The sequence below is a fragment of the Pantoea brenneri genome (assembly GCF_038594305.1).
Classification (GTDB): domain Bacteria; phylum Pseudomonadota; class Gammaproteobacteria; order Enterobacterales; family Enterobacteriaceae; genus Pantoea; species Pantoea brenneri.
The window spans coordinates 509,860-533,771 of sequence record NZ_JBCGBG010000002.1 but is presented as its reverse complement, the minus strand read 5'-3'; the positions used below and the strand labels follow the sequence as shown (position 1 = coordinate 533,771).

Here is a 23,912-nt window from a genome sequence, read left to right as displayed (position 1 = left end):
CCTCAGTGATACGCATTTTTAACCGGCTCAACCGCGCCGCGAGAAGGAGCATCTTCAGATAAGGGAATATCTGGACGCATAAAGAAGGTCAGTACGATGCCCACCATCAGCAGAAGCACCGAGCCGTAAAACGGCAGGCTCCAGTTACCGGTTTTGTCGATGATGATGCCAAACAGAATGGGCGAGATGATGCCTGCCACCGCCGAACCGGCGTTCACCAGCCCACTGGCGACACCGACATATTTAGGGGTGATCTCCATCGGTACCGCCCAGATCGGACCAATCGTCAGTTCGAGGCAGAAAAAGGCCAGACCGAGGCAGACCGTAATCACGGTCATATCGGTGGAACCGATCACCGGTATCAGCAGTAATCCGGCGGAAAGAAAGCTGAAGATAATCACGTTACGACGCGCAGCGACCACGTTGCCGGTGCGTTTCAGGATCCGGTCGCTGACCACCCCGCCGACCGTGTTGCCGACCACGCCGGAGAGAAAGACCGCCGAGGTAAACAGCGCTGACGATTTGAGATCCATGCCACGACCGTTCATAAAGAAAGTGGGCAGCCAGGTAAAAAACAGCCAGCCGGTCCAGCCGTAGCAGAAATAGACGCCCATGGTCGGGCCAATGCGTTTCAGCAGTGCCTTCCACGGCGTTGGCGCTTTAACCGTCAGGCTGGCATCCGGTTTTGGCAGGATTTTGCGCTCCTCCTCACTCATGTCGGCAATCAGATGTGGGTTGTCGCGGAAGCCGGCAATCCAGAATGCCAGCCACACCGCAGTGATGACCCCTAAGGCAATAAAGGAGAAACGCCAGGAGTGCAGCATCACCAGCAGCGCCACCAGTGACGGTGTCACCGCATTACCGAAGCGGGAGAAGGAGTGGGTGATGCCCTGGACGAAACCACGTTTTTCACTGGAGAACCAGAACGTCATGGCCCGTGCCTGGGAAGGCAGCGCGGCGCCTTCACCAATGCCTAACAACATCCGTGACAGAAACAGAGAGGCGAAGCCACCAGCAAAGCCGGTACAAACGGTAGCCACCACCCAGATGCTGCCGCAGATAATGATGGTTTTGCGGGCACCGTAGCGATCGACAAACCAGCCGCCAACAATCTGGAAAACTAAATAGGTGTAAGCAAAAGCGGAAAAAATAAGTCCAAGATCGGTGTTGTTAAGGCCTAAATCCTGCTTAATCAGCCCGGCAGCTGTCGACAGGTTGACGCGATCGACATACATCAGAAATGACAGGGCGCAGAAAAGCGCCAGTATTTTCGTACTGTATCGGTTTTTCATAGAGGAACCTTGTGTGTTCAGGTCAGAGGTTGAATGTCGCTATCAGGCGGCGCAACGTAACGGGCAATCTATCCCGTAGGGGGAAGCGGTCTGCTACAACCATCGAAGCGCAGGGTGTGAGCTGGCATAGTCGTCCCTTTTTCTATTAGCGTTAACAGCAGAGGTTACTGCTTACGTTCATATGAACGGATGTTGTTCATTTGTTATATTTTATCGCCTATTTTTTGCCTGCTCATTGTGAGTACAATCACAATTATCCGGCTTTATAAAATTCATCGCTGGGGTTGTGAAGTCTGTCGCAGCAAAGCCGCCCAGGGATGAACATATGAACAATCAAAGGGTAAGCCACTAACAAAAGCTCAGCGGCTTTTTTAGTTTCTATGTTCGCGATGCGTGCAGATGCACGTCGTATTTTTGGCGGCTGGCGGCTGGCGCAGGCAATCTGATGCGGCCCGGTAAAAGGTGTCCCGTGCCGTAAGCGGTTTGTTTTATTGGCGGAAAGGATATATTTGATTAATGGCTCTGCCTGCCTGACCAGCCTGCGCTGACCACCACCGCAGCACAGGTCCGGGATAGCCCCGCGTGTTTCGCCTGCTGATACGCACCGGGTGAGCGGGTTTGCCGCATCCGGCTGGCAGCTCACTGATTAACGAGGAAAACTATGCTCTGGCTGGTGTCAAAATATGCGATAACCGCATTTATGGTGGTGCTGATTTCCGAAACGGCCAAACGCAGCGATCGGCTCGGCGGGCTGCTGGCCGCCCTGCCGTTGGTCACCGTGCTGGTGCTGGTGTGGATGAAGCTGGAAGGCCAGACGGCGGAGAAAATTTCTGCCCACGCCTGGTACACTTTCTGGTATGTGGTGCCAACCCTGCCGATGTTTATCCTGTTTCCGTTTCTCCATCAGCGTTATGGCTTCTGGCTGACGCTGACCCTCTGCTGTGGCCTGACGCTGCTGCTGTTTGCGCTCTGGGCGATCCTGTTAAAACGTTGCGGCATTGCGCTGTGGTAACGCTCCGCCAGGGTGCGGCTGAAAGGCGATTGCGGGCTGCCGTTTAGCGACCCGCAATCGCCAGGCTGATCTAAGCGGTTCCGTTGCCGATCTGCCAGATAAAGGTCGGATCGCTGCCGTTAACCTGCCAGTCACCGACATTTCGCATTTTGTAGATCACCGGATTATGTGACGACAGCGTGCGGGCATTGCGCCAGTGACGGTCCAGCGCCTGACTGACGCGGGTGTCAGAGGCACCCAGCGCATTAAATAACTCACTGGCGGCGCGGGTGATCAGATCAACCGCAATGACCTGCGCCTGGGCTGATTCGACTTCCGCCAGCACATTAGCCGCGTGGCGTTGTACCTCATCGACATCACCTTGCTGCAACACAAACGCCTGCTGCAATGAGTGGGTTGCGCGCGCCACCGCCGCCTCTGTCGCCCACGCCCAGCTGCTGATCTGACCCACCACCTGCAGCACCTGAACATCCTGCTTAACCTGGCCGGCATTACCGTGACTGTAGATTCGCTTACGCTGTGCCACGCCCTGCGCCACATCACGTACCACCGCCCGTCCAATGCCTGCCAGCGCGGCCAGCAACACATGCTGATAGAAGGCGGTCTGATAGCGAAAACGCTCGCTGAAGTCATAGACGTGTGGCTGTTCTACCCGCGCCTGATTAAAGCGCGTCGTCCCGCTGCCGGTCAGGCGCTGGCCAAAACCATCCCAGTCATCGTCGCGTTCGACGCCTGTCTGATGGGTGCTGACCAGCGCGATAACATCGCGGCCGTTGTCGCTGCGCCGGGCATAGACATCAATCCAGTCAGCATACAGCGTGCCGGTGCTGTAAAATTTCTCGCCGCTGAGCCGCCAGCCCTGCTCCGCTGGCGTCACCCTGGTATTGACCTCACCCAGCTTAACCGCACCGATTTCACTCCAGCCACTGCCGACCAGTTCGCCATCAATAAAGCGACTAAACCAGCGACGCCGGTCGTCACTGTCCGGCTGATTCAGCCGATCCTCCACAAAGGCAAAATGCGCCCGCAGCGCCTGCGGCAGGTTGGAATCCGCTGCGGCCAGCTCAGTCAGTAATTCGAACAGCTGCGGCAGCGAGACGCCGAATCCCCCCTCCGCCACCGGAATGCGCAACGTGCCAAATCGCGCCTGTTTCAGCCAGCGGATCGGCTCATCCAGCAGCACCCGATCGGCTTCGCGCGCAGCGGCACCTGCCGCAATGCGGTCGAAAACCGGTCTGAAACGGTGTTGCAGTGCGACGAAGTCGTTGTGGTTTAATTCAGACATGCTTTTCTCCTGATTCAGGTTGCGCATCAATGTCCTGTCGGGTGGGTTCAAAACGGATAACTAACAGGAAAACGATCGGAATAATGGCGGCGAGAGAGACGATCCAGAACAGATTGGTGCCGTAACGCGCCTGCAAAATTGGCAGGATAAACAGCGCCAGCGCACTGCCAATCCCCGACAGGGAACGGCCGAAGCCAACACCGGTGGCCCGGATATGGGTGGGATAAGAGAGCGCCGGATAGATCATCATCTGCGCGCCGGGACCAAAACCTTCGGCAAACAGCCACAGGCCCAGCATCAGTACCGCAAACACCACCCCGAGCGTTGCCTGCGGATGGCCAATTAACGCCAGCGAGACCAGTGCGATAAACTGCAGTGCAAAACCGGCAATCGCGACATGCCGTGAGGGAAATTTCCACGCCAGCCGCATCCCCAGCAGCCCACCGGTAAAGGCAAACAGCGCATTCAGTCCCAGCGAGGCGGAAATGGTTTCAAATACGCCGGCACCGAGGAACTGCGCCAGGATCGACGGCAGGAAAAAGGCGATGGCGGTGTATTCGAATGAAATACAGATGTTCATCACTGCGGTGACCAGGGTGCGCTCAAGGTAGGGCTTCTGAAACAGCACCCGAAAACTCACCTCAGGCACCGCCGCGTGTTTCATCACCGGTTCAGCGGCTTTTTCTTCATGGGCGATAATGCCGTACGAGTCACGCAGAATGCGCACCGCGCCGCTTAAGTCGCCCTGATTAGCCGCCCACAGCGGCGACTCGTTCATAAACTTGCTGCGCACCGCGATAATCAATAGCGCCGGCACCGCACCGAACAGCAGCGAGGCGCGCCACAGCCAGTCGATATGCTCAGCCGGCAGCAGGAAATAGAGGGCGAAAATAATAAAGAAACAGGCTGACGATGCCGCGTACCACATCGGGCACCAGGCCGCGAGACGGGAGGCTTTATTTCCCTTGCCCGAGAATTTTGAAAACTCCGCCAGATAGGCCATGGCCACCGGCAGATCAATCCCCACCCCAATGCCCATCAGAAATCGCGCACCAATCAACACCCACACGTTGGGTGCCAGCCCCGCCGCAATAGCCGATACCACAAAGAACAGCATGTCCGCCATAAACACCGAATAGCGGCCATATTTATCGGTCAGCCATCCACCCACCAGATTACCCACAATGGTGCCGATCATAATCGATGAAGTTACCAGGCCGGTGAGGGTCGGCGTCAGACCAAACTCCTTCACCACATCATCGATACCGTAAGAGAGCGTGGTCAGATCGTAGGCATCGAGAAACACGCCGCCCAGCGCCAGAAAAACAATCCAGCGCGCGTAGCTGTTTTTTTCGGCACGGCTATTGATCAGTTTCGCCACATCACTCACCGAGCGCACCGGTGCCGAATGTGGTGGAGGGACGTTCAGGGTGTCGTCAATATTCAGTGTACTCATGATATCCTCGTTATTGTATTCAGCAGGTGACCCGGTGTTTATATGAATTAACCGGACGGTAAACAAACAACAAATACAGATAACTATTTCATTTATATCAATAACTTAAACATGAATTTCAGGCAGCAAAAAAACCGGATGAATCGCCCGATTCACCCGGTATTTTTAAAACATGAATCTTTTTATTCAGCCGAAACCGGCACCAGCACACCTTTTACCAGCGGATCCTGGGTCTGTTTTAACCACTGCTGCAAACGCGGATCGGCAAAAGCTTTTTTCAGCCTGATAATGTTGTCGTCCGACAGCCAGCGGGTGCCAATCACCAACTGTGAGGCGAAGGTTCGTGGCGCGGGCGGAAATAAGATCCCTTTATCGCGCGGTACTTTTCCGGCATCAAACTGCGAAACATAACCAATGGCGGCATCCACTGAATTCAGCGCGCGAGGCATGGTTAATAAATCCAGTTCCTTAAATACCCACTGATGCGGATTATCTTTAATATCCCGCAGTCTGGCGGTCCGTGGCTCTATCGACGGATCGAGTGTCAGTAACCCGATGCGCTGCAACAGCCACAACGCCTGCCCCTGATTAGCCCCATCGTTTGGCACTACAATCACCGCGCCTGGCGGCAGATCGCTGATGGAACGGTAACGATCGGAGTAAATGCCGAAAGCCCACTGGAACAGCGGTTGGGTTGCCGTCAGCTCAAACTTATTTGCCTCGACAACCTGTTTAAGCCACCACTGATGCTGATAAACCGTGGCAGCGTATTGCCCTTCGGCTACGGCGCGATCGGCCTGCACCGGATCCTGCAAACCGGCTGCTTCCAGCTTAATGCCATAGTCAGGCGCAATATGTTGCGCCACATACTCGATTAGCCGTGCCTCACCGGCCATTGCCGGCTCAAAATGGACCTTCAGCGTGCTGCCAAAGGTCACCGCCCGGCTCTGGTGAGCAAAGGTAAACCAGGCAATGCCGGCGATCACCACCAGCACCAGCGCGGCAACTGCCCACGGCCATTTTTTCTTTTGTCTGATTTCAAAGTCGTGATGTGTCATAACCGATGTTTTCCCTGATGAGGTTGCAGTGCCGCAATAACACGGTCACCCAAAAACTGAACCAGCTGGATAGTGACAATCAGCACGATGATGGTTGCAATCATGATGTGTTGATCAAAGCGCTGATAACCGTAAACCACCGCCAGATAGCCAATACCGCCCGCGCCGATGGTGCCGGCGATAGCGGAATATTCGATCATTGAGATCAGATTCAGCACCACCGCAGCGACGATAGCCGGCAATGCTTCACTGAGCTGGGCGCGGGTAATGATTTGCCAGACTGAACCGCCCGACACCAGCCCAACAGCCGTCACCTCGGCGGGCAATTCCCGTAACGCGTTTTCGACCAGCCGGGCGAAAAACGGCGTGCCGGCAATGATCATCGGCACTACCGCGGCCGGAATACCGATGGTGGTGCCGGTCAGCCAGAAGGTAAAAGGAATGATCGCTGCCATCAGCACCAGAAAAGGCAGCGACCGGCCGATGTTAACGAGGCCACTCAGGCTGCGATGAAGCGTCGGCTGCGGAAACAGCCCCTGCCGTGAGCTATTAAACAACACCACACCCAGCACGCCGCCGAACGACACCACAAACAGCATGACGATGATGACCATCAGCCAGGTTTCACCATAGGCGGGCAGCATCAGCGCAGGGAGCTGGCCCCACGGCGTATCCTGGCTGATGACGTCGGCGGGCTTCATACGGCCTCCCGCAGGAGCGGACGCTGATCGAGCAGCCCGGCATGAATGCCAAATAGCCCAAGCTGTTCAATCAGCTGAGTCGGCGTGACGGCGCTGTGCGAAAAGCGGATCGCCACCTGCATTCGCCCGGCCAGCGCGCCACCCACCTGCTCGACGTGCGCCGCCAGCAGATCGACCTGCACGCCAAACCGCTGCGTCAGCTGGCTGATCCAGTCGGGAGCGATCGGACGATCGCCGTAGGTGAGCTGCAGCAGCAGGTCGCCATGGCCGGCGAGCGGCCGTAGCGGGAACAGCTGTTGTCCGAGTGAGGAGTCCGGGCTGGCGAGCAAGGTGCGTAACGCACCCTGATGCACCAGCCGGCCCTCGGCGATCTGCGCCACCGCGTCAGCCGCGCGCCGTACCACATCCATCTCATGCGTAATAAAGATGATCGATAAGCCGAACTGGTCACGCAGGGTTTTGAGTAACGTCAGAATCGCGCTGGTGGCGTCGGGATCGAGTCCGGAGGTCGCTTCATCAGCCAGCAGCACCGACGGTTTAAGCGCCAGTGCACGGGCGATCCCCACACGCTGACGCTGGCCGCCTGACAGCTGCGCCGGATAAAAGTCCGCCTTCGCACTCAGGCCGACGCTCTCCAGCAGCGTCCCGACGTGACGTTTGATCTCACCCGGCACCACGCCGAGCCATTCCAGCGGCAGGGCAACATTCTGCCAGGCGGTTTTACGTTGCAGCAGAGCCGATGACTGAAAGACGGTGCCAATCGCCCGGCGTTTGCGGCGCAGCATTTCCCCGCTGTAGTGCGACAGATCCTCACCATTGACCCGGATGCTGCCCGAGGTTGGCTTCTCCAGCAGACTGATGCATTTCGCCAGCGTCGATTTGCCCGCACCACTCGGCCCGACCACAGCAGTGATCGAACCGGCGGGCACGCTCAGGGTAATCGCGTTGAGCACCTCAATGGTGCGATTGTTCGGCGCGGCGTAGCTTTTGCACAAACCCTCGATCTCAATCATGAGGCCTCCGCGCTTTTAATCCGTGCTTCTGCCGCAGCAGGCCAGCGATAACCGGCAGCCGGATGCGGTAACGCCAGCCGCGGCCCCTGACCAAACAGCTTTTCACGCAGCGTACCCGGCTGATAATCCTGTTTGTAGACGCCACGCCGCTGCAACTCCGGCACCAGCAGCCCGACCACGTCGGTAAAAGTTTCATGCGTCACGGCATAGGCGAGATTGAAGCCGTCAACGTCCGTCTCCTCTACCCAGCTCTGCAACTCATCGGCAACCGTGGCGGCACTGCCCACCAGCAGCGGACCAAAACCGCCAATCCCGACCCAGTCTGCCAGTCCCTGCACCGTCCACTGACGATCGGGATCGGCGGTTGAAAAGGTCTCCACCGCCGACTGAATGGCGTTGGTGTGCAGATGTTTTAATACCTGATCCGGCTGATACTGGCCGAAATCGATACCGGTCCAGCCGGAAATCAGCGCCAGTGCGCCTTCGTAGCTGACATAGCGTTTGTATTCGGTCCATTTGTCCTGCGCCGCCCGATCGGTCTCGCCGACAATCACCGTTTGCAGATTAAAGATCAGAATCGATCGCGGATCGCGTCCCGCTTCGGCCGCCCGTCGCCGGATATCCGCCACGGTCTTTTTCAGCAGCACTTTCGACGGCGCGGCGACGAAAACGCACTCGGCATGGCCGGCTGCGAAGGCTTTACCGCGGCTGGAGGCCCCGGCCTGATACAGCACCGGCGTGCGCTGCGGCGACGGTTCGCACAGATGAATACCCGGCACCTGGAAGAATTTGCCCTGATGATTAATCGGATGGATCTTATGCGGATCGCTGAAGATACGGCGTTCACGATCGCGCAGAATCGCGTCCTCCTCCCAGCTGCCCTCCAGCAGCTTGTAGATCACCTGCAGATATTCGTCGGCATAGTCGTAGCGGGCATCATGATCGGTTTGCGTCTGGTGACCGATATTGCGCGCCCCACTTTCCAGATACGAGGTGACGATATTCCAGCCGACCCGGCCTTTGGTGAGATGATCAAGGGTTGAGAGGCGACGGGCAAACGGATAAGGATGCTCAAACGACAGCGACGCCGTCAGGCCAAAACCAAGATGTTCGGTGACCAGCGCCATCGGAGTGATTAACGCCAGCGGATCATTTACCGGCACCTGCGTGGCCTGACGAATCGCCGCCTGATTGTTGCCGTTCAGCACGTCATACACGCCCAGCACGTCGGCAATAAACAGCCCATCAAATTTACCACGCTCCAGCAGCCGCGCCAGATCGGTCCAGTATTCCAGATCTTTGTACTGCCAGGATCGGTCGCGCGGATGGGCCCACAAGCCGGGTGACTGGTGACCGACACAGTTCATATCGAAAGCATTAAGGCGAATTTCACGTTGCGATGGCATAGCGACTCCTGAGCGGATGCGGCAATTGCTTGCCGCCCACGTTTAATTATCGATTGGGTTTACAGGTTAGTTTTAGTGCGTGAGTGAGCCGGGACATCGCTCATGGTGAGGAGAATGGGTGCCCGCGAGCAGGTGCTGCGCCACGGATTCCGCGTGTTCGGCCACCTGCGGCAGTCCCATCAGCTCGCCAAAATGCCCGCGCGCCGCCGGTCCGGCCACATAGAGCTGCGGGTTGGCCGCGCCCTGCGCGTTCAGGGTCTGCGAAAGTGCGTTTACGTGGATACCCAACGCCAGCGGATCGGGCTGGATCACCCCGTCAGCCTGCAACTGATGCAGTAACGGGCTGCTGCTCAGCAGCGCGCCATGAGCCGGTCCGGTAGTGACAATCACTTTATCGACCCGAATCGTAGTGGCATCCCCGCCCCGCAGCCCCAGCGTCAGGCTGAGCTGCTGTTCGATGACGTCGGCGGCTAACAGGCGGGCAGCCAGTACCGTCAGCTGGCCGCTGGCCTGCTGCTGACTGAGTACCGCGCTGACCTGCGGCGCAATCCGGTAGCGGTGTACGTCCCACCACGGCCGCAGATGCTGCAAAAAGCGCCGCTGTTCCGCCAGCGAGAGGCTTTGCCAGATGCGCTGTCCGTTGCGGCGGATATCATCCAGCACCAGCTGCCACGGCAGGTTCTGCACGGCGGCTAGCCTGATCTCCTGACGGATCCGGTGCAGCCAGCCACGCGCCGTCGCCGGCTGTGGCTGCGCGTAGTCCAGCGTCAGGTTGTCATAACTGCCGCTGAGGTTCGGGCGTGGCAGTTGTCCGCGCCGTGAGAAAACGGTGAGGGTGCCGTGGTGCCCCTGACGATGCAGTGAGGCCACCACATCGGACATGGTTAAACCCGAGCCGATAATGGCCACGCGATCGCCCGGCGCAACCTGTGCCAGCGCATCGCGTTGCCACGGATTCGCGATCACGGCCGGATGATGCAGCAAAGGTTGCAGCAATGCCGGCAACGCGGGCGGCGGATGACTGATCGCCAGCACTACGTGGTCGGCCTTTAGCTGCTGGCCGGAGGCGGTCGTCACCACGCCATCACGCAGGGTAACGGCCCGATCACACAGGTGGCTGAGCTGCACCGCAGAGTCCGCCCGCGCCTGGTTAAACTGCTGGTTGACCCAGCGGCCAAACTGACCGCGCTGCGGGTAAACATTGCCATCCGGCCACAGCGCATCGGGATCGGCCTGTACGCCAGTCGAGGCCCGGAACCAGCGATCGAAAGCGCCGTCCGGGTCACCGGCTAGCTGCATCCGGGCGGCGGGTACGTTGATGCGGTGGGCCGGATCGACCGTACCGTACGCCACACCCTGACCAGGCTGCTCGCGCGGTTCAATCAGCGTGACCCGTAATCCCGCCGGACCAAGCCGCGCCAGATGAATCGCCAGCGCGGTCCCGGTAAATCCGCCACCAATAATAACGATGTGCTGTTGTGACATACGTGGCCTTTTCCTCTGTTAACGCGCGCTGGCTGGTTTATCCGGACGACGGTCGCCACCGATGGTTTCACCAAACGGCCCGGTATTCACCCGACGCTGCTGTTTATCGGTGTTCGCCGCCAGCGGCAGCAGCGGCATCACCAGTTCGGCGAAGCGATGGGCCTCCTCAAGGTGCGGATAGCCGGAGAAGATAAAGTTCCCGATGCCCAGCGCCTGATATTCACGAATGCGATCGGCTACCTGTTGTGGATTGCCCACCAGCGCGGTACCGGCACCGCCACGCACCAGCCCGACCCCAGCCCACAGGTTCGGCCCGATGCGCAGGCTGTCGCGTGAGCCCTGATGCAGCGCACTCATTCGCGCCTGGCCGGCTGAATCCATCCGGGCAAAAATTTTCTGCGCTGCTGCGATGGTCTCTTCATCCAGGTGAGCGATCAGGCGGTCGGCGGCGGCCCAGGCTTCCTCTTCAGTCTCACGAACAATGACATGCAAACGAATACCGTAAGAGAGTGTGCGCCCCTTTTCTGCGGCGCGCTGGCGCACCACGGCCAGCTTCTCAGCCACCTGCCCGACCGGCTCGCCCCAGGTGAGATAAGTATCGATCTGCTCAGCCGCAACGTCGATAGCCTCGTCCGACGATCCACCAAAATAGAGCGGAGGACCATCCTGCTGCACCGGCGGAAACAAAATTTCAGCCCCTTCAACCCGAATGTGCTCGCCGCTGAAATCGACCTTTTCGCCCTTCAGGAGTCGCGAATAGACGGTCAGAAATTCCCGGGTAACCTGATAACGCTCAGCATGACTGAGGAAAATGCCGTCACCTTTGTTTTCCACTGGATCACCGCCGGTCACCACATTGATCAGCAAGCGCCCCTCTGACAGGCGATCGAGTGTGGCCGCCATCCGCGCCGCCAGGCTGGGCGGCTGCAGGCCGGGACGAACCGCCACCAGATAACGCAATTTTTTCGTCATTGGTGCCAGCGCAGCGGCCACCAGCCATGAATCCTCGCAGCTTTTGCCGGTCGGGATTAATACGCCGTAGTAGCCAAGGTTATCCGCAGCTAACGCAACTTGTTGTAAATAGGGTAGATCTACCGCTCTTCCACCCTCGGTGGTGCCAAGATAACGTCCGTCACCATGGGTAGGCAAAAACCAGAACAGGTTAAGGTTTGCCTGTGTTGCGTCGCGCATTAGCAGATTCCTTTATAACGATATTTGAATTTAATACATAGCAGCCATTCATTTGGTTATATGTGGTTTAGCAGAGAACGTGCCAACCGCGCAGTTTCTATTATTACTTTTAATTCAACGGCTTATATTTTTCGATAATCAATGGCCTCAGTTGCCAATGCAACAACTGCGGTGACAGGCTGCTGCATTTGCAACTTTTTGCCGTTGGCAGCCTCTCGTTTCCGGCCTGCTGTCACGCTATCGTCATGGCTGGCTTTTCTTGCAGGGGAATGAGATGCAGATTTCCGGTCCGGAGCTAATTGATCCCGCCTCACGTGCGTTTAAAAACGTGCTTGATCAGCTCGCACCTACCGATGCGACGGTTCTGATTATTGGTGAAACGGGCACCGGCAAAGAGGTGATGGCGCGTTATCTGCATCATCACAGCCCGCGCAGCCAGCATCCTTTCCTGGCGGTCAACTGTGGCGCGCTGACCGAAAGTCTGGCCGAGTCAGAGCTATTCGGTCATGAAAAAGGGGCCTTTACCGGTGCCCAGGATCGGCATCTGGGCTGGTTCGAAGCCGCAGAAGGCGGCACGCTGCTGCTGGATGAGATAGGCGAACTGAGTCTGCCGTTACAGGTCAAACTGCTGCGGGTGTTGCAGGAGCGCGAAATCATCCGGGTAGGATCGTCAAAAGCGGTCAAGGTCAACGTCCGGGTGATTGCCGCGACCCATGTCGATTTAGCGGTGGCGATCCGCGAACGGCGTTTTCGCGACGATCTGTTCTACCGGCTGAATGTCGCCAGTGTGACGTTGCCGCCGTTGCGCCAGCGCTGTGAGGATATTCCGCTACTGGCCGGTCACTTTCTGCAACTTTATGCCCGGCGTCTGGGACGTCCGCAGTTGCGGCTTAGCGAGGACGCCATCGACACGCTGCGTGACTACCCGTGGCCGGGCAATATCCGCGAACTGGAAAATACGCTGCATAACGCCGTGCTGCTGAGTACTGGCGCCCTGATCACGCCGCAGCAGTTGCGGTTAGGGCCGGTTGCCAGCAGCGAGGTGCCGCAGGGTGAAGAGGCACTGAGTCGTTTTCTGCGCCAGCAGATGCAGGAGAGCGACAGCCCGATCTACCCGCGCGTGATCGCCGCGCTGGTGAAAAATGCACTGGAGCTGAGCCACGGCAATCAGGTACAGGCGGCGTCACTACTCGGCATCAGTCGTCATACCCTGCGCACCCAGCTCGGGCACCTTGGGGTGATAAAGCCGCGCCGCAACCTGATGCGTCTGCGCGATCCGTCGCTGCTGCAGCCGGTCCGACCGGAGCGGGAACTGCGTATTGGTTATCAGAAATTTGGCAATCTTGGCATTCTGAAAGCGCGACAGACGCTGGAGAAACAGCTGGCGGGCCAGGGCGTGAGCGTATTGTGGAGCGAGTTCCCGGCCGGACCGCAGCTGTTACATGCGCTGAGTAACCATGAGATCGATTTCGGCACCACCGGTGAGGTACCGCCGCTGTTCGCGCAGGCCGGCAACAGTCCGATGGTGTATGTCGCCTGGGAGCCCGCTGCGCCGCAGAGCGTGGCGTTGCTGGTCACCCATGACAGCCCGGTGCGGCAGATCGCGGACCTGCGGGGAAAACGTATCGCAGTCAACCGGGGATCTAACGTTCACTATCTGCTGTTACAGATTCTGGATGAAGCCGGTCTGGCGCTGGATGAGGTACGCATCGTTTATGCTCCGCCAAAATATCCACTGACGCCCAGCGATCTGAACGCGGTTGATGCCTGGATGATGTGGGATCCGCTACTCAGCGATGCGGAGAAATCGGGCCAATTACGGGTGATCGCCGATGGCGTCGGGCGGGTCAACAATCATCAGTTCTACCTGGCTGAACGCGGGTTTGCTGCCCATTCGGCCGATCTGCTGCAACGGCTGCTTGACGCGCTGGAGCAGACCGGGCGTTACATCGATGCAAACCGTCACGAAGCGGCTGAACTGTTATCCGGCGAGCTGGGCATCCCGACCGCCTCACTGCAGCATGCGCTGGCGCGGCGCAGTCATCAAACCCAGCGGATGAACCTGGCGATTATTCGTGAGCAGCAGATCATTGCTGACCGCTTCTATGCGCTCGGCCTGTTTAATCGGGCGATAAAAGTGCGCGACACCGTCTGGCAGCAATAATGTTTTTTAGCTAAGCATAGAATTTTTCATCGCTAAGCGCTTTAAGCGCCGTTTGTTATGTTGCGCTGATTACAACCAGACTCAGGAAAGAGAGATGAAAAAAGTTTTACTCAGTGCGCTTATTGTCGCCGCGCAGGCGGGGATGATTTTCACTACTCAGGCTGAACAGTCACCGCAGACGGTTAACATCGGCTTTCAGAAAGCCAATATCTTCGCCCTGCTGAAGTATCGCGGCACGCTGGATGAGACCTTCAGGAAACAGGGGATCGCGGTGCACTGGGTCGAGTTCCCGGCCGGGCCGCAGATGCTGGAAGGACTGAACGTGGGCAGTATTGACCTTGCCGCCACCGGCGATGCTCCGCCCACCTTTGCGCAGGCGGCGAATGCCGATCTGGTTTATCTGGCGCACTCCCCGGCCAATCCACAGACTGAAGCCATTGTGGTGCCGGCTAACTCCCCCATCAAAAATGTGGCGGATTTGAAAGGTAAGCGGGTGGCGCTGAATAAAGGGTCGGACGTCAACTATCTGCTGGTGACGGCGCTGGAACAGGCGGGCCTGAACTATAAAGATATCACTCCGGTCTATTTACCGCCGGCGGATGCGCGCGCGGCATTTCAGCGTGGCGCGGTCGATGCCTGGGTTATCTGGGACCCTTACTATGCTGAAGTGGAAACCAACGCCAACGCCCGGCTGATAAAAAATGCTGAAGGGCTGGTGCCGCATTACACCTTCTATCTTGCCAGCCGTAAGTTTGCTGAAAGCTATCCGCAGACCGCACTGCAGGTAATCGACCAGCTTGGCACCCTCAGTAGCTGGGCCAATCAGCACCCGCAGGAGGCAGCAAAAATCATGTCCTCGTCAACCGGCCTGCCGCAGCCAATCTGGCAACGTGCGCTGGCGAGAATGCCTTACGGTGCGCAGCGCATGACGCCGGAGGTCTTTACGCAGCAGCAGGCGCTGGCCGATAAATTTACCGGGATTGGGTTATTGCCGGTGAAAGTAGACGTCCGCAGCGCGACCTGGTCGCTGGATAAAAAATAAAGCGCCAGTCTTCGAATCAGCGCTGCCGACTGGCCGGAATGCAGAATGGCCGATCGGCAGCGCCGGTGAGATTTATTTCTTCTTCGTCAGCATCGATTTTAAATCGGCAAACGGATTATAGGTTGCTGCGCCCACATCATCCTGCGCGTCCTCTCCCGCCACCACGTTGGTGCCGTACTGATCGGCTTCGGTGTACTTCGAGTGCTCGTGGTCGTGACAATAGAGACACAATAGCTCCCAGTTGCTGCCATCTTCCGGGTTATTGGTGTGATCGTGATCGATATGGTGCACGGTTAATTCACGCAGGTTCGAATAAACGAACTCGCGTGAGCAACGTCCACACACCCACGGATAGATTTTTAACGCTTTTTCACGATAGCCACTTTCCAGCCGCGTGTAGTTTTTCGGGATCAGAGCCATTGCCGATGTTACCTGTTAACAAGAGTATTTTAGCGGGTATTTAAGCCAGCCAGTCTGCTTAACAGGGTACATTAAGTTGCAAATTAAGTCCGCATTTCGCCGCCAGCGGTGAGGCAAATCCTGCGCTGCCGGACGCCAGTCAACAAAGCAACGTGGGCACGTCAAACCCCTATCTGCGCCTCAAGGCGCTGCAGGCCAATAAAATTAATGCACTGGAAAATAAACAGCGCCAGCACTCATTGACGCTCTACCGGCTGCGACATCTCCTGGCCAGACACGGTAGAGAAGATCCTTTCAGCATTATCGCAACGATTCTGGATTCCTGCTTAACCTGTAATACCTGCCCACTACGGCGGGCCCGCTCTTCCTTCTTACCGTGACTTATCTGGTATTGCCACCGGGAGTATTGTGCGTTATTGTGTTTACATATTGTGAACTACTGAAGGGAATCACTTAATGCACGTCATTTCAAAAGAGCCACTTGAGCAAGCGGCACGGCTCTTTCCAAACGATGCCTTAGCCATAAAGGCGCTGTATCGTCTGGTTCGCGAAACAGATTTCAAATCGCCGGATGAACTGCGTGCCGCCGTGCCAAGCCTGGATAATTTTAAGTACCGCAACAAGTGGTGGGTTTTAGATGTAGGTGGCAATAACTTACGCGTGATCGCCTACATCAACTTCGTGAATAAGCGCTTTTACGTGAAGCACATCGCCACCCATGCTGAATACGATAAGCTGACTCGCTACTATCGGGAGAATAAAGAATGATCGTCGACACCAATAAAGCTATCGAGGCAACAAAACAACTGGTCGCCGCCGTCCCTTTCCTGGGGGGCAGTGTCTCCGAGAAGGACTACCGTGACGCACTGGCGCTGGTGGACTACCTGATCGACCACGACGACGAAAACCCGCTGATTGACTTCCTGGCGGCCAAAATCGCCGACTATGAGGATAACAGCGAGCGCTTTGCCGAGTTTAATAACTCAGTTGATGAAATGCCGGTGGGCGTCGCTCTGCTGCGCACGCTGATTGACCAGCATAAGCTGACCTACTCCGATCTGAAGGAAGAGATTGGTTCTAAATCCCTTGTAAGCCAGATCCTCTCCGGCCAGCGTTCCCTGACGATCTCACATATCAAGGCGCTTTCAGCCCGGTTCGGCGTGAAGCCGCAATGGTTCCTCTAACCTTAGCCACCAGCCCGCTTAACAGCGGGCTTTTTATTTCCCACAGAAAGATGCGTTGACCCGCAACAAGTGACTTTCTGCACCATCGCCATAAGCCCGGGGCTGAAGAGGCTCTTTTCAAACTTCCCCGGACGGCACAAGCCAGCGCACCGGGCTACTCTTCTTTTAGTGAACAAACCGCCCACCAGCGATTTTTTCTTCTCAGAGGTTCCGAGGGATAAGAAGATCTGCGCCGTGGTTCTGACTGTGGGCAAGCCCGCAATGATGACCGTCGTCTGGGTTAACGGCACGTTATCGAACGCGTAAGGCGCTGCGCCATGCCCGCCGACTTTATCGCCGCCCAGATTAGGTTGATCTCGTTAAACGCCAGCATTGAAGCAGCCCGGGCAGATGTTCATAGACGAGGCTTCCCGGTCATTGCCAGCGCGATCCGCACGCTGACGCAAAGAACCGCTGACATCACCGGCCAGATTTGAGGGCTTCAGAGACAAATCAAAAATTCAGCTGACGAGGCAGATAATGGTTAAGACTGCACCGTGCAGTCTGTTAGGCGATAAGGCTTACGCTGCCAGGCTCGATAATCAACCTACAGGTTGAAACGCACGCGCTGGCATAGCAACATCATTGCAAGGGTAAACCGCAACACGGAGGAAGCATGACACCACAGCTTGAGACTCAACGGCTGCTGCTCGAACCGCTTCAGCGTCACGACGCAGCAGCTATTCAGGTACTGTTCCCGCAGTGGGAAATTGTGCGTTATCTGACGGCTGCCATACCCTGGCCCTACCCCGACGGTGCCGCGCAGGATTACGTCGAGAATATCGCATTACCCGCGATGCAGGCCGGACAGGCCTGGTGCTGGACCATCAGGCGGCAGGAAAAACCTGAACAGCTCATCGGTCTTATTGAACTGCGCGATCAGGAAAATGATAACCGGGGTTTCTGGCTGGTGCCGGAATGGCAGAGGCACGGCTTCATGACGGAAGCGTGCCAGGCGGTGAACGATTTCTGGTTCAGGACGCTGGGCCGGCCGGTGATGCGGGTGCCGAAAGCCGCGGTCAATAGCGGCTCGGTATCAATCTCACGTCATTCCGGAATGCGGTTGATCGAAACCGGCAAGAAAGCCTATGTCGCCGGTCTGCTGGACTATCAACTGTGGGAGATAACGCGCGATGAGTGGTGTATGCGGCAATAAAATACCGCTCTGGCGGGCTTTCTCAGGCGGCAGGCCAGGCTTTTAGTCCGACTGGCGTATCGCCAGTGTCGGCGCCGATACCGCTGATGGCCGGTTGCCCAGCCCGCAGGGCACATTGCCCACCGGACAACCTGATAACTGCTCCTGTTCTGCCCACTTACATCGCCATCTGCTGAGCGGACTTCAGATGCTGCTCAACTACCGGAATGTGCGCGTCAGCCAGCGCCTTCACATCCGGATCCTTGATCTTACTGGCGTCACTTTGCAGCTTCGACAGCACCATCTTGTGATCCATGGTGCCGGCATTTTCCATGTACATCTTGTCAAACGCGCCGCCGCTCTGCTTTTCCAGCGTGGCGGCCATCGCCGTGTGTTTGGCGTCCGGCTCCGTCGGCAAGGTCACACCCTTTTGCTGGGCGACCATTTGTACTTTGCTCAGGGCGTCACCATGGTCTTTAACCATCTGCTGGGCAAACGCTTTGACTTTGCTGCTTTCAGCCTTAGTCAGGGCGATCTTTGCGGCGGCAATTTCATTGATATTGGCCTGTGCCATGTCTTTCAACGCTTTTTCGTCGCCGGCGCTGAGCTTAGCCTTCGATCCATTCTGCATAGCAGCGTCCGCAGCGCTGGTCGTTGTCTTTGCCTGCACGCCGACAGTGCTGAACATTGCTGCGAATAGCGATACGGCTATCAGACCTTTAAGGGTTTTACTCTTTTGCATTTTGTTCTCCCGATCGTCATGGTGAGGTCAGTATTAATTCATTAATCGTGAACAGTCTCGTCGTGAAATAACAACTTCACTGGTCAGTATAGTGGATCAATGATTTGAGCCAGCCAGATGCGCTATTTTCTTTAACCGGGACGGCAGAAAATGCCGAAAGCAAAAAGCGGGAATCGCAGCAGAAAAAATTTAAAGCGAAGGGCGGAAAGATGGTGTTTCACTCACTCGCCCGCACTACTGATTCAGAACAATCATTCTGCCGTATCGCTAAAAATGCTATTCATTCGGGTATACGATTCTGAATATCGGTCATAACATCAGCAGTAATCAGAGCAAATCTTTGAAGCATATTAACGTCCGCTTAAGGCCAGACGCGGACGCCGATTGGTATATTCACAACAAAGGTAAAGTTGTACGGTTTCGCTTAGCCGGGCGAACAGATAATTATCTGTTCTGACTGAATGACAAGCCGACCGAAACAATGCAATGTCGCTGATAATGCAATATCGCTGATGACGCACTCCGTTTGTTTGCCGCAATGAAATCCTTTTTTCTGGTAGCTCACGGCACGACAAGCGGCGGACAATTTTGTGCAGAAGTGGCGGCAGCAACCGCACACTCTGTTTTTTCTGGCGCGTAACACTAACGATCCCGCTTCTGATGCCGATAACTCCCTTTCTTACACTATATGAAGGAACATGTATGTACTGCGTACGCCATTTAATCCGGCCACTTTTTTTTCTGACGCTGCTGCCCTTTTCTCTGGTTCAGGCTGCGGATAATCCTGTATTGACCGGCGGCAAAACTAACCCCTTTTCGGTCACCAAAATCCACGATCGTGTGAATTACATGGTGTCGTTAAACTTCAATAATGGAAAAACAGCTCAGCAATGGCGATCCGTTGATTGTAAGCACGGCACGGCACAGCTTCTGTACAAGGATTTATTGAATGAGAGCGGGCTTACTAAAGCTCGCTTTTACGGCAATAGTTACCTCCGCTATGCGCCGGCACAGGATGACAGTCAAATGACGGCAGAGGATATTCGCAAGGTTTGTCAGTTACCCATAAAAGAGGCACGCTGGGAAAAATTATCAGCCACGTCTGAGTACGGTACTACCAACCTTGTCGATGTGAATAGCATTGAGCATATTGGTGATATTTTATCGGTGCGCATGGGATATGACTTTGCAGATATCATCTGGGAACCGCCTTATGACGCCCCGCTTGAATTAAAGATTGAGCATTACCTGTATAACTGTAAAACCCATCAGGGTGATGCTGTGGCTGCGATGAACGTCGACAGTGAAGGCCGCGTTACCGATTCACTCATCACTGCTGATATCATTCGTCGCAAGAGTAGCTTCAAAATTGACGGCCAAATGACCCAACGCTTTGAGCAACTCTGCCAGTTACCCGCAGGGAAAACTTTCAGAGCCGAAGGACACTTTGTCCCTGCGGCTAATAAGCCAGCATCAAAGCTGATGGGGCCAACAATGCCCGATCTGAGCAATAATAATCCGCAGTGGCTGAGTAAATTCCCTCTTTCAGCAGCCATTGAGCATCAGGCACAGTCACTGATTAAACCCTGGGCGCTTCCGCGCTTTAAGCAGGTTCGCTATACCACGGTCAGCGCCCTGGGTAAGGTTAAAGTACAGCTGGATGCACAAGCAGATGGTTATATACGCAAACTGGAAGACTATGGTATCTGGACGGTGCAACGTTTAACGCTGGCTAATCAGCTACAGCTGAAGTTCACAATGTCCATCAGTAATGGTGCTTCGCGGCTCAACACGTTGCAGACGGATCTGCGTTTCCCGTTAGTGACCGGGCAACACTATCAGGCGAAATGGGAAAGCATTGATGCCGATAAGAAAGTCACTGCTTCAGCGTTACGTTGCGACGTAACCGATCAGGGGGATGCGCATGAAATTTCACCTGAGTTTAGTGGGAAATATCTGCTGGTTAAGTGTGATGAAACTGACGAAGGGCAACCGGGTAGCAGTGATAAATTTGCCTGGCTGCAGGACCTCAATATTTTCGTCCCGGTCGCGACGCAAATAAGTGGTAAACCTGAAAGCCTGGTCACGCTGGAAGATGTCAAAGTGATGCGTTAATAATAATCAGGCTCGCCGCTTTAATCGGTGAGCCTGATAGTTAAATAATCCCCTGAGGGTTAAGTCATGCACTCTCGTGGAAAAACCAGCGATCGGTCGATTATGTGTCACAGAGGCAGCTAGAGGTTATTTCAGGGTGGCACCTGCTGTAAAAGAAAATGACGGAGTTCAGCTGTTAATTCGTCTGGTGCCTCTTCTGCCATATGGTGACCGCTCGCGATGGCTTTACCCGTGACATCGGCTGCCCAGTTTTTCCAGATCCCCACTATATCGCCATATAACGCCTCCAGATCGTCATATTTTGACCATAAACAGAGCGTCGGGCATGCAATCATCCGTCCGCTCTGACGGTCATGAAGTTCGTGTTCTTTGTCTATACCCAGACCGGCGCGATAATCCTCAATCATCCCATGTACCGTTTCCGGATCGTGGATGGCTCGTCTGAACTCACTGTATTCTTCATCTCCCATGGTTTCGGGCTGGCCTCCATACCACTTGTCCGGATCGGCGAGGATCGCCCGCTCTGGTTTTTCGGGTTGAGCAAAGAAGAACCAGTGGTACCACTGCCGCGCAAATTTCTCATTACAGCGGTTCAGGGCTTCGAGTATGGGAATGCAATCCAGTACGACAAGGCGAGTGATTCGGTCAGGATAATCCAGCGCAGCTCGGTAGGCTGTATAGCTTCCTCTGTCATGTCCCACCAGCGCAAACTGCCTGAAACCCAGCTGGTTCATCAGTTCAATACAATCTTTTGCCTTGGCTCTTTTAGCAGAGCCAGCATGATCAGGCTGGTCAGCAGGCTTTGAAGAGCGGCCGAAACCACGTAAATCAGGACAAACGACGGTAAAAGATTTCGCAAGCTCCGGCGCCACTTTTGACCAGGTTGCGTGGGTTCGCGGGTGTCCGTGGAGCAGCAGCACCGGAGGACCATTACCGCCATAACGGACATTGAGCACCGCTTCTGACAGGCTGAGTTGTGTATGGGTAAATCCTTCAAACATAGGCGATCCCCGCGCCAGGTATTTGATGAGATTATAGGCTGGAGTCTGCCATTAATCCTTTTCTGCCACAGTTGAATACTGAAAATGCTGTAGCGAGTGAGATAAGTAATCAAAAACTCAGCAATAATCGGCAGACTGAGGCCGGAAATCAGAAATGGTCGGGCATCCGATAGGGCATAGCGTTTGATTGTTTGTTGTTCAGGAAACACCTGATGATATTGCTGCTGCCCGTACCGGGAGTTTTAAGAATCAGGTCACTGCCCAATGAGAATATTCCGGCAACGTGGCAAAATATCCTTCTCCCTGACTGTTCCCGGTCGTGGTCCGATAATTAACGGCCAAAGCACTATTATTTGCGTATCTCAGCTCCTGATATTAAACAGCATAGCCAGACAGGGAACCAGCAGGCGTCAGGCTTGTCAGATTTGGCTCAAAAGCGATAAGGCGCGGCCTGAGCCTGTGCCCGGCGTAATTTATTATAAAGCTGACTGGCATCGTTTAAGGCCTTTAACTTCAGGCAGTTACCCAAGAGCAACAGGACGTTAAAGGCCACTTCAGCGATCCGGCTGTTAATACGGAATTAAGACTCAATAGAATAATTTTTAATACAGCCCGAGTTGATCAATAATATTTTCTCTCTTAATTTATCTGGCACTAAATATTCTTTTCGGGGGTGATTAACTGCGGATAAATAAAGTAAATCGGGATATTTATTTATAAGAATGATCTTATAGCCACCCTTCTGTCCATTGCTTAAAGTGCGCGCCCAATTTCCACGGCAGTGTTTATTGAAGGTGTCATGGATGCACTTAAGAAATTTAGTTATAGGGAATTAACCTTGTGTCACCGCGTTATTCATTACCGCAGATCTGGTTGCACTGGATCTCCGCCATTATTATCATCTGGGCCACGCTCAGTGGATTCTATGTTGCATTATTTCATCACTCTCCGCAGTGCGCACGCTGGATTGGATTTATCAATGTCTCCGTTACAACAATTTATATCCCTCTCTTCATATTAAGGATCTGGTTTGCATGGCGCCACGGAAAACCTGGCGATAATCTCCTCAGTCATAAAGAAGAAAAGCTTGCTGCAGCCGGACACTTCCTGCTTTACAGCAATATTGCTTTAGTCCTGATTACGGGCGTAATGATGATGGAAAAACCGATTAACGTATTTGACCTGATTGTGTTACCGCAACCGATTAATGACCCCGGGATTACGACCGTTTTTAATCAGGTGCATATTATTTCCTGCATGACGTTGGCGCTGCTGGTAATCGGACATATTTTAGCCGTCGTTAAGCATCAGCGTAAAGGTAAGCCATTACTGCGGCGCATGGGCTGGTAAGTCGATATCGTTTCACAAATGCGCCTCAATTCACTGTGATTATCAACCTGACATCAATACTGTCAGAGGTCTGGTGTTAGCAGAGAATGGGGCGTGAGATTAATGCCTGACGGGAGTGAAGCCTGTCAGGCTGCAGCAAATAATCCAGCCGTTCACACGGTGATGCTCGTCAGGGAGAGGGGAGCAATGAGTCGTTATCATTACTTGCTGGCTTCGATCCCGCCAGCCGTACCAAACCCGCCTGCGTCTGGTATCCTTCTCAGCAGCTAACCTGCCGTCAGCAGTGTCCACCGCCGCCTGACCGGACCGCAAATACCCGTAAAAATCCTCCTTCTCAGCCAGCAAACCAGACGTCTGAATTAGCGCAGTCCCTCACCTTTCTGTCCGGCTGAAAGACGCCATACGACGCCTTCTGTTAGTGCCAGAAAGCGTCACAGCCTTGCCCGAGGCACCGAATACACCTACTAAATACAGGGTTGTATGTCGACGTCGGGTTGATATAGGGTATGTGAAAATTCAATGACGCATTTATTTATGAAATACAGAAAAATTCTGCTGGCTGCCGTCATCTTTCAGCTAAGCGGCTGTGCAGCGCACTCTCCCTCGGTCAATATTTTGGGCGCGTACTTCCCGGATTGGTTATTTTGCATTTCCGGTGGATGCCTGATCTCAGCGGCAATATACCTGTCACTAACCCGGTATGGGAAAAATGCGTGGCTCACACCTTATATCCTGACTTATCCGCTGCTGATCACCCTTTTCTCAATGGGATTGTGGATCCTGTTTTTTTATTAATCTCAATTTGTTAACCATGGAAAACA

The 23,912-nt window shown here is 55.1% G+C and carries 23 protein-coding genes; 11 read left to right on the top strand and 12 right to left on the bottom strand.

The genetic code is table 11. The features are described from left to right. Window positions 1-2: 2 nt before the first annotated feature. A complete protein-coding gene (locus tag AABB92_RS13255) occupies window positions 3-1,292 on the bottom strand; it encodes an MFS transporter (RefSeq protein ID WP_046289534.1) in 1,290 nt (429 codons plus the stop codon). A gap of 661 nt (window positions 1,293-1,953) precedes the next feature. Here AABB92_RS13255 and AABB92_RS13250 point away from each other — a divergent pair. Further along, entirely contained in the window at window positions 1,954-2,304 is a 351-nt protein-coding gene (locus AABB92_RS13250; protein ID WP_031377723.1) for a DUF3147 family protein, read from the top strand. Between the two features lie 70 nt (window positions 2,305-2,374). On the opposite strand, the gene AABB92_RS13245 is transcribed toward AABB92_RS13250, so the two are convergent. The 8 genes from AABB92_RS13245 to ssuD all read right to left on the bottom strand — a co-directional run bounded on the left by AABB92_RS13245 (window position 2,375) and on the right by ssuD (window position 11,899). Then, on the bottom strand, window positions 2,375-3,589 hold the full coding sequence (locus AABB92_RS13245) for an acyl-CoA dehydrogenase family protein (RefSeq protein WP_031377724.1): 1,215 nt from the start codon (window positions 3,587-3,589) through the stop codon (window positions 2,375-2,377). Then, window positions 3,582-5,045, bottom strand: a complete 1,464-nt coding sequence (locus AABB92_RS13240) for an MFS transporter (RefSeq protein WP_031377725.1) — start codon at window positions 5,043-5,045, stop codon at window positions 3,582-3,584. The genes AABB92_RS13245 and AABB92_RS13240 overlap by 8 nt, the downstream gene beginning before the upstream one ends. 182 nt (window positions 5,046-5,227) lie before the next feature. Then, window positions 5,228-6,103 (bottom strand): MetQ/NlpA family ABC transporter substrate-binding protein, encoded by an 876-nt coding sequence (locus tag AABB92_RS13235; protein WP_031377726.1) that lies wholly within the window; start codon window positions 6,101-6,103, stop codon window positions 5,228-5,230. Continuing rightward, complete coding sequence (locus AABB92_RS13230; protein WP_031377727.1) at window positions 6,100-6,804, bottom strand: methionine ABC transporter permease; 705 nt, start codon at window positions 6,802-6,804, stop codon at window positions 6,100-6,102. The genes AABB92_RS13235 and AABB92_RS13230 overlap by 4 nt, the downstream gene beginning before the upstream one ends. Further along, window positions 6,801-7,817, bottom strand: a complete 1,017-nt coding sequence (locus tag AABB92_RS13225; protein ID WP_046289533.1) for a methionine ABC transporter ATP-binding protein — start codon at window positions 7,815-7,817, stop codon at window positions 6,801-6,803. The genes AABB92_RS13230 and AABB92_RS13225 overlap by 4 nt, the downstream gene beginning before the upstream one ends. Then, complete coding sequence (locus AABB92_RS13220; protein WP_031375188.1) at window positions 7,814-9,223, bottom strand: LLM class flavin-dependent oxidoreductase; 1,410 nt, start codon at window positions 9,221-9,223, stop codon at window positions 7,814-7,816. Before AABB92_RS13220 ends, AABB92_RS13225 begins: the two co-directional genes overlap by 4 nt. 72 nt (window positions 9,224-9,295) lie before the next feature. Next, window positions 9,296-10,708, bottom strand: coding sequence for an FAD/NAD(P)-binding protein (locus AABB92_RS13215; RefSeq protein WP_031375189.1), 1,413 nt, complete (start codon window positions 10,706-10,708; stop codon window positions 9,296-9,298). 18 nt (window positions 10,709-10,726) lie between these two features. Further along, window positions 10,727-11,899 carry an FMNH2-dependent alkanesulfonate monooxygenase gene (gene ssuD, locus AABB92_RS13210; protein ID WP_046289532.1) on the bottom strand — a complete coding sequence of 391 codons (1,173 nt, stop codon included), beginning with the start codon at window positions 11,897-11,899 and terminating at the stop codon, window positions 10,727-10,729. Window positions 11,900-12,173: 274 nt separating this feature from the next. Here ssuD and AABB92_RS13205 point away from each other — a divergent pair, with 274 nt between their 5' ends. Then, window positions 12,174-14,063 (top strand): sigma-54-dependent Fis family transcriptional regulator, encoded by a 1,890-nt coding sequence (locus AABB92_RS13205; protein ID WP_031375190.1) that lies wholly within the window; start codon window positions 12,174-12,176, stop codon window positions 14,061-14,063. 94 nt (window positions 14,064-14,157) lie between these two features. Further along, window positions 14,158-15,105, top strand: a complete 948-nt coding sequence (locus AABB92_RS13200) for a sulfonate ABC transporter substrate-binding protein (RefSeq protein ID WP_031375191.1) — start codon at window positions 14,158-14,160, stop codon at window positions 15,103-15,105. 72 nt (window positions 15,106-15,177) lie between these two features. Here AABB92_RS13200 and yajD read toward each other — a convergent pair whose 3' ends face one another. After that, the gene (gene yajD / locus AABB92_RS13195; RefSeq protein ID WP_031375192.1) at window positions 15,178-15,525 is read right to left on the bottom strand and encodes an HNH nuclease YajD; all 348 of its coding nucleotides are present in this window, start codon (window positions 15,523-15,525) and stop codon (window positions 15,178-15,180) included. Between the two features lie 456 nt (window positions 15,526-15,981). Between yajD and AABB92_RS13190 the strand changes: the two genes are divergently transcribed. The 4 genes from AABB92_RS13190 to AABB92_RS13175 all read left to right on the top strand — a co-directional run bounded on the left by AABB92_RS13190 (window position 15,982) and on the right by AABB92_RS13175 (window position 17,904). After that, window positions 15,982-16,293: a type II toxin-antitoxin system HigB family toxin gene (locus AABB92_RS13190; RefSeq protein ID WP_031375193.1), complete on the top strand. Its 312-nt coding sequence runs from the start codon at window positions 15,982-15,984 to the stop codon at window positions 16,291-16,293. Then, window positions 16,290-16,709, top strand: coding sequence for a helix-turn-helix domain-containing protein (locus AABB92_RS13185; protein WP_031375194.1), 420 nt, complete (start codon window positions 16,290-16,292; stop codon window positions 16,707-16,709). The genes AABB92_RS13190 and AABB92_RS13185 overlap by 4 nt, the downstream gene beginning before the upstream one ends. 317 nt (window positions 16,710-17,026) lie before the next feature. Then, window positions 17,027-17,185, top strand: a complete 159-nt coding sequence (locus AABB92_RS13180) for a methyl-accepting chemotaxis protein (protein ID WP_238585878.1) — start codon at window positions 17,027-17,029, stop codon at window positions 17,183-17,185. Between the two features lie 179 nt (window positions 17,186-17,364). Further along, window positions 17,365-17,904 carry a GNAT family N-acetyltransferase gene (locus AABB92_RS13175; RefSeq protein ID WP_031375196.1) on the top strand — a complete coding sequence of 180 codons (540 nt, stop codon included), beginning with the start codon at window positions 17,365-17,367 and terminating at the stop codon, window positions 17,902-17,904. Between the two features lie 157 nt (window positions 17,905-18,061). Here the strand turns inward: AABB92_RS13175 and AABB92_RS13170 are convergent, their stop codons facing one another. Further along, entirely contained in the window at window positions 18,062-18,625 is a 564-nt protein-coding gene (locus AABB92_RS13170; protein WP_031375197.1) for a DUF4142 domain-containing protein, read from the bottom strand. 104 nt (window positions 18,626-18,729) lie between these two features. On the opposite strand from AABB92_RS13170, the gene AABB92_RS13165 reads away from it, so the two are divergent. Next, complete coding sequence (locus tag AABB92_RS13165) at window positions 18,730-18,927, top strand: hypothetical protein (RefSeq protein ID WP_152659121.1); 198 nt, start codon at window positions 18,730-18,732, stop codon at window positions 18,925-18,927. A 400-nt stretch (window positions 18,928-19,327) separates the two neighbouring features. Next, the gene (locus AABB92_RS13160; protein WP_046289531.1) at window positions 19,328-20,740 is read left to right on the top strand and encodes a hypothetical protein; all 1,413 of its coding nucleotides are present in this window, start codon (window positions 19,328-19,330) and stop codon (window positions 20,738-20,740) included. Window positions 20,741-20,871: 131 nt separating this feature from the next. Here the strand turns inward: AABB92_RS13160 and AABB92_RS13155 are convergent, their stop codons facing one another. After that, the gene (locus tag AABB92_RS13155) at window positions 20,872-21,741 is read right to left on the bottom strand and encodes an alpha/beta fold hydrolase (protein WP_031375198.1); all 870 of its coding nucleotides are present in this window, start codon (window positions 21,739-21,741) and stop codon (window positions 20,872-20,874) included. Between the two features lie 840 nt (window positions 21,742-22,581). Here AABB92_RS13155 and AABB92_RS13150 point away from each other — a divergent pair. Continuing rightward, window positions 22,582-23,091 carry a cytochrome b gene (locus AABB92_RS13150; protein WP_031375199.1) on the top strand — a complete coding sequence of 170 codons (510 nt, stop codon included), beginning with the start codon at window positions 22,582-22,584 and terminating at the stop codon, window positions 23,089-23,091. 519 nt (window positions 23,092-23,610) lie between these two features. Next, the gene (locus AABB92_RS13145; RefSeq protein WP_202966903.1) at window positions 23,611-23,886 is read left to right on the top strand and encodes a YtcA family lipoprotein; all 276 of its coding nucleotides are present in this window, start codon (window positions 23,611-23,613) and stop codon (window positions 23,884-23,886) included. Window positions 23,887-23,912 lie beyond the last annotated feature (26 nt).

Bases quoted from the DNA above. Each gene is read 5' to 3' on its own strand.
- AABB92_RS13215 (WP_031375189.1), bottom strand. From the start codon at position 10,708: ATGTCACAACAGCACATCGTTATTATTGGTGGCGGATTTACCGGGACC.
- AABB92_RS13175 (WP_031375196.1), top strand. From the start codon at position 17,365: ATGACACCACAGCTTGAGACTCAACGGCTGCTGCTCGAACCGCTTCAG.
- AABB92_RS13255 (WP_046289534.1), bottom strand. From the start codon at position 1,292: ATGAAAAACCGATACAGTACGAAAATACTGGCGCTTTTCTGCGCCCTG.
- yajD (WP_031375192.1), bottom strand. From the start codon at position 15,525: ATGGCTCTGATCCCGAAAAACTACACGCGGCTGGAAAGTGGCTATCGT.
- AABB92_RS13240 (WP_031377725.1), bottom strand. From the start codon at position 5,045: ATGAGTACACTGAATATTGACGACACCCTGAACGTCCCTCCACCACAT.
- AABB92_RS13200 (WP_031375191.1), top strand. From the start codon at position 14,158: ATGAAAAAAGTTTTACTCAGTGCGCTTATTGTCGCCGCGCAGGCGGGG.
- AABB92_RS13220 (WP_031375188.1), bottom strand. From the start codon at position 9,223: ATGCCATCGCAACGTGAAATTCGCCTTAATGCTTTCGATATGAACTGT.
- AABB92_RS13250 (WP_031377723.1), top strand. From the start codon at position 1,954: ATGCTCTGGCTGGTGTCAAAATATGCGATAACCGCATTTATGGTGGTG.
- AABB92_RS13185 (WP_031375194.1), top strand. From the start codon at position 16,290: ATGATCGTCGACACCAATAAAGCTATCGAGGCAACAAAACAACTGGTC.
- AABB92_RS13205 (WP_031375190.1), top strand. From the start codon at position 12,174: ATGCAGATTTCCGGTCCGGAGCTAATTGATCCCGCCTCACGTGCGTTT.
- AABB92_RS13180 (WP_238585878.1), top strand. From the start codon at position 17,027: ATGCCCGCCGACTTTATCGCCGCCCAGATTAGGTTGATCTCGTTAAAC.
- AABB92_RS13235 (WP_031377726.1), bottom strand. From the start codon at position 6,103: ATGACACATCACGACTTTGAAATCAGACAAAAGAAAAAATGGCCGTGG.
- AABB92_RS13245 (WP_031377724.1), bottom strand. From the start codon at position 3,589: ATGTCTGAATTAAACCACAACGACTTCGTCGCACTGCAACACCGTTTC.
- AABB92_RS13155 (WP_031375198.1), bottom strand. From the start codon at position 21,741: ATGTTTGAAGGATTTACCCATACACAACTCAGCCTGTCAGAAGCGGTG.
- AABB92_RS13145 (WP_202966903.1), top strand. From the start codon at position 23,611: ATGACGCATTTATTTATGAAATACAGAAAAATTCTGCTGGCTGCCGTC.
- AABB92_RS13230 (WP_031377727.1), bottom strand. From the start codon at position 6,804: ATGAAGCCCGCCGACGTCATCAGCCAGGATACGCCGTGGGGCCAGCTC.
- AABB92_RS13190 (WP_031375193.1), top strand. From the start codon at position 15,982: ATGCACGTCATTTCAAAAGAGCCACTTGAGCAAGCGGCACGGCTCTTT.
- AABB92_RS13170 (WP_031375197.1), bottom strand. From the start codon at position 18,625: ATGCAAAAGAGTAAAACCCTTAAAGGTCTGATAGCCGTATCGCTATTC.
- AABB92_RS13160 (WP_046289531.1), top strand. From the start codon at position 19,328: ATGTACTGCGTACGCCATTTAATCCGGCCACTTTTTTTTCTGACGCTG.
- AABB92_RS13225 (WP_046289533.1), bottom strand. From the start codon at position 7,817: ATGATTGAGATCGAGGGTTTGTGCAAAAGCTACGCCGCGCCGAACAAT.
- ssuD (WP_046289532.1), bottom strand. From the start codon at position 11,899: ATGCGCGACGCAACACAGGCAAACCTTAACCTGTTCTGGTTTTTGCCT.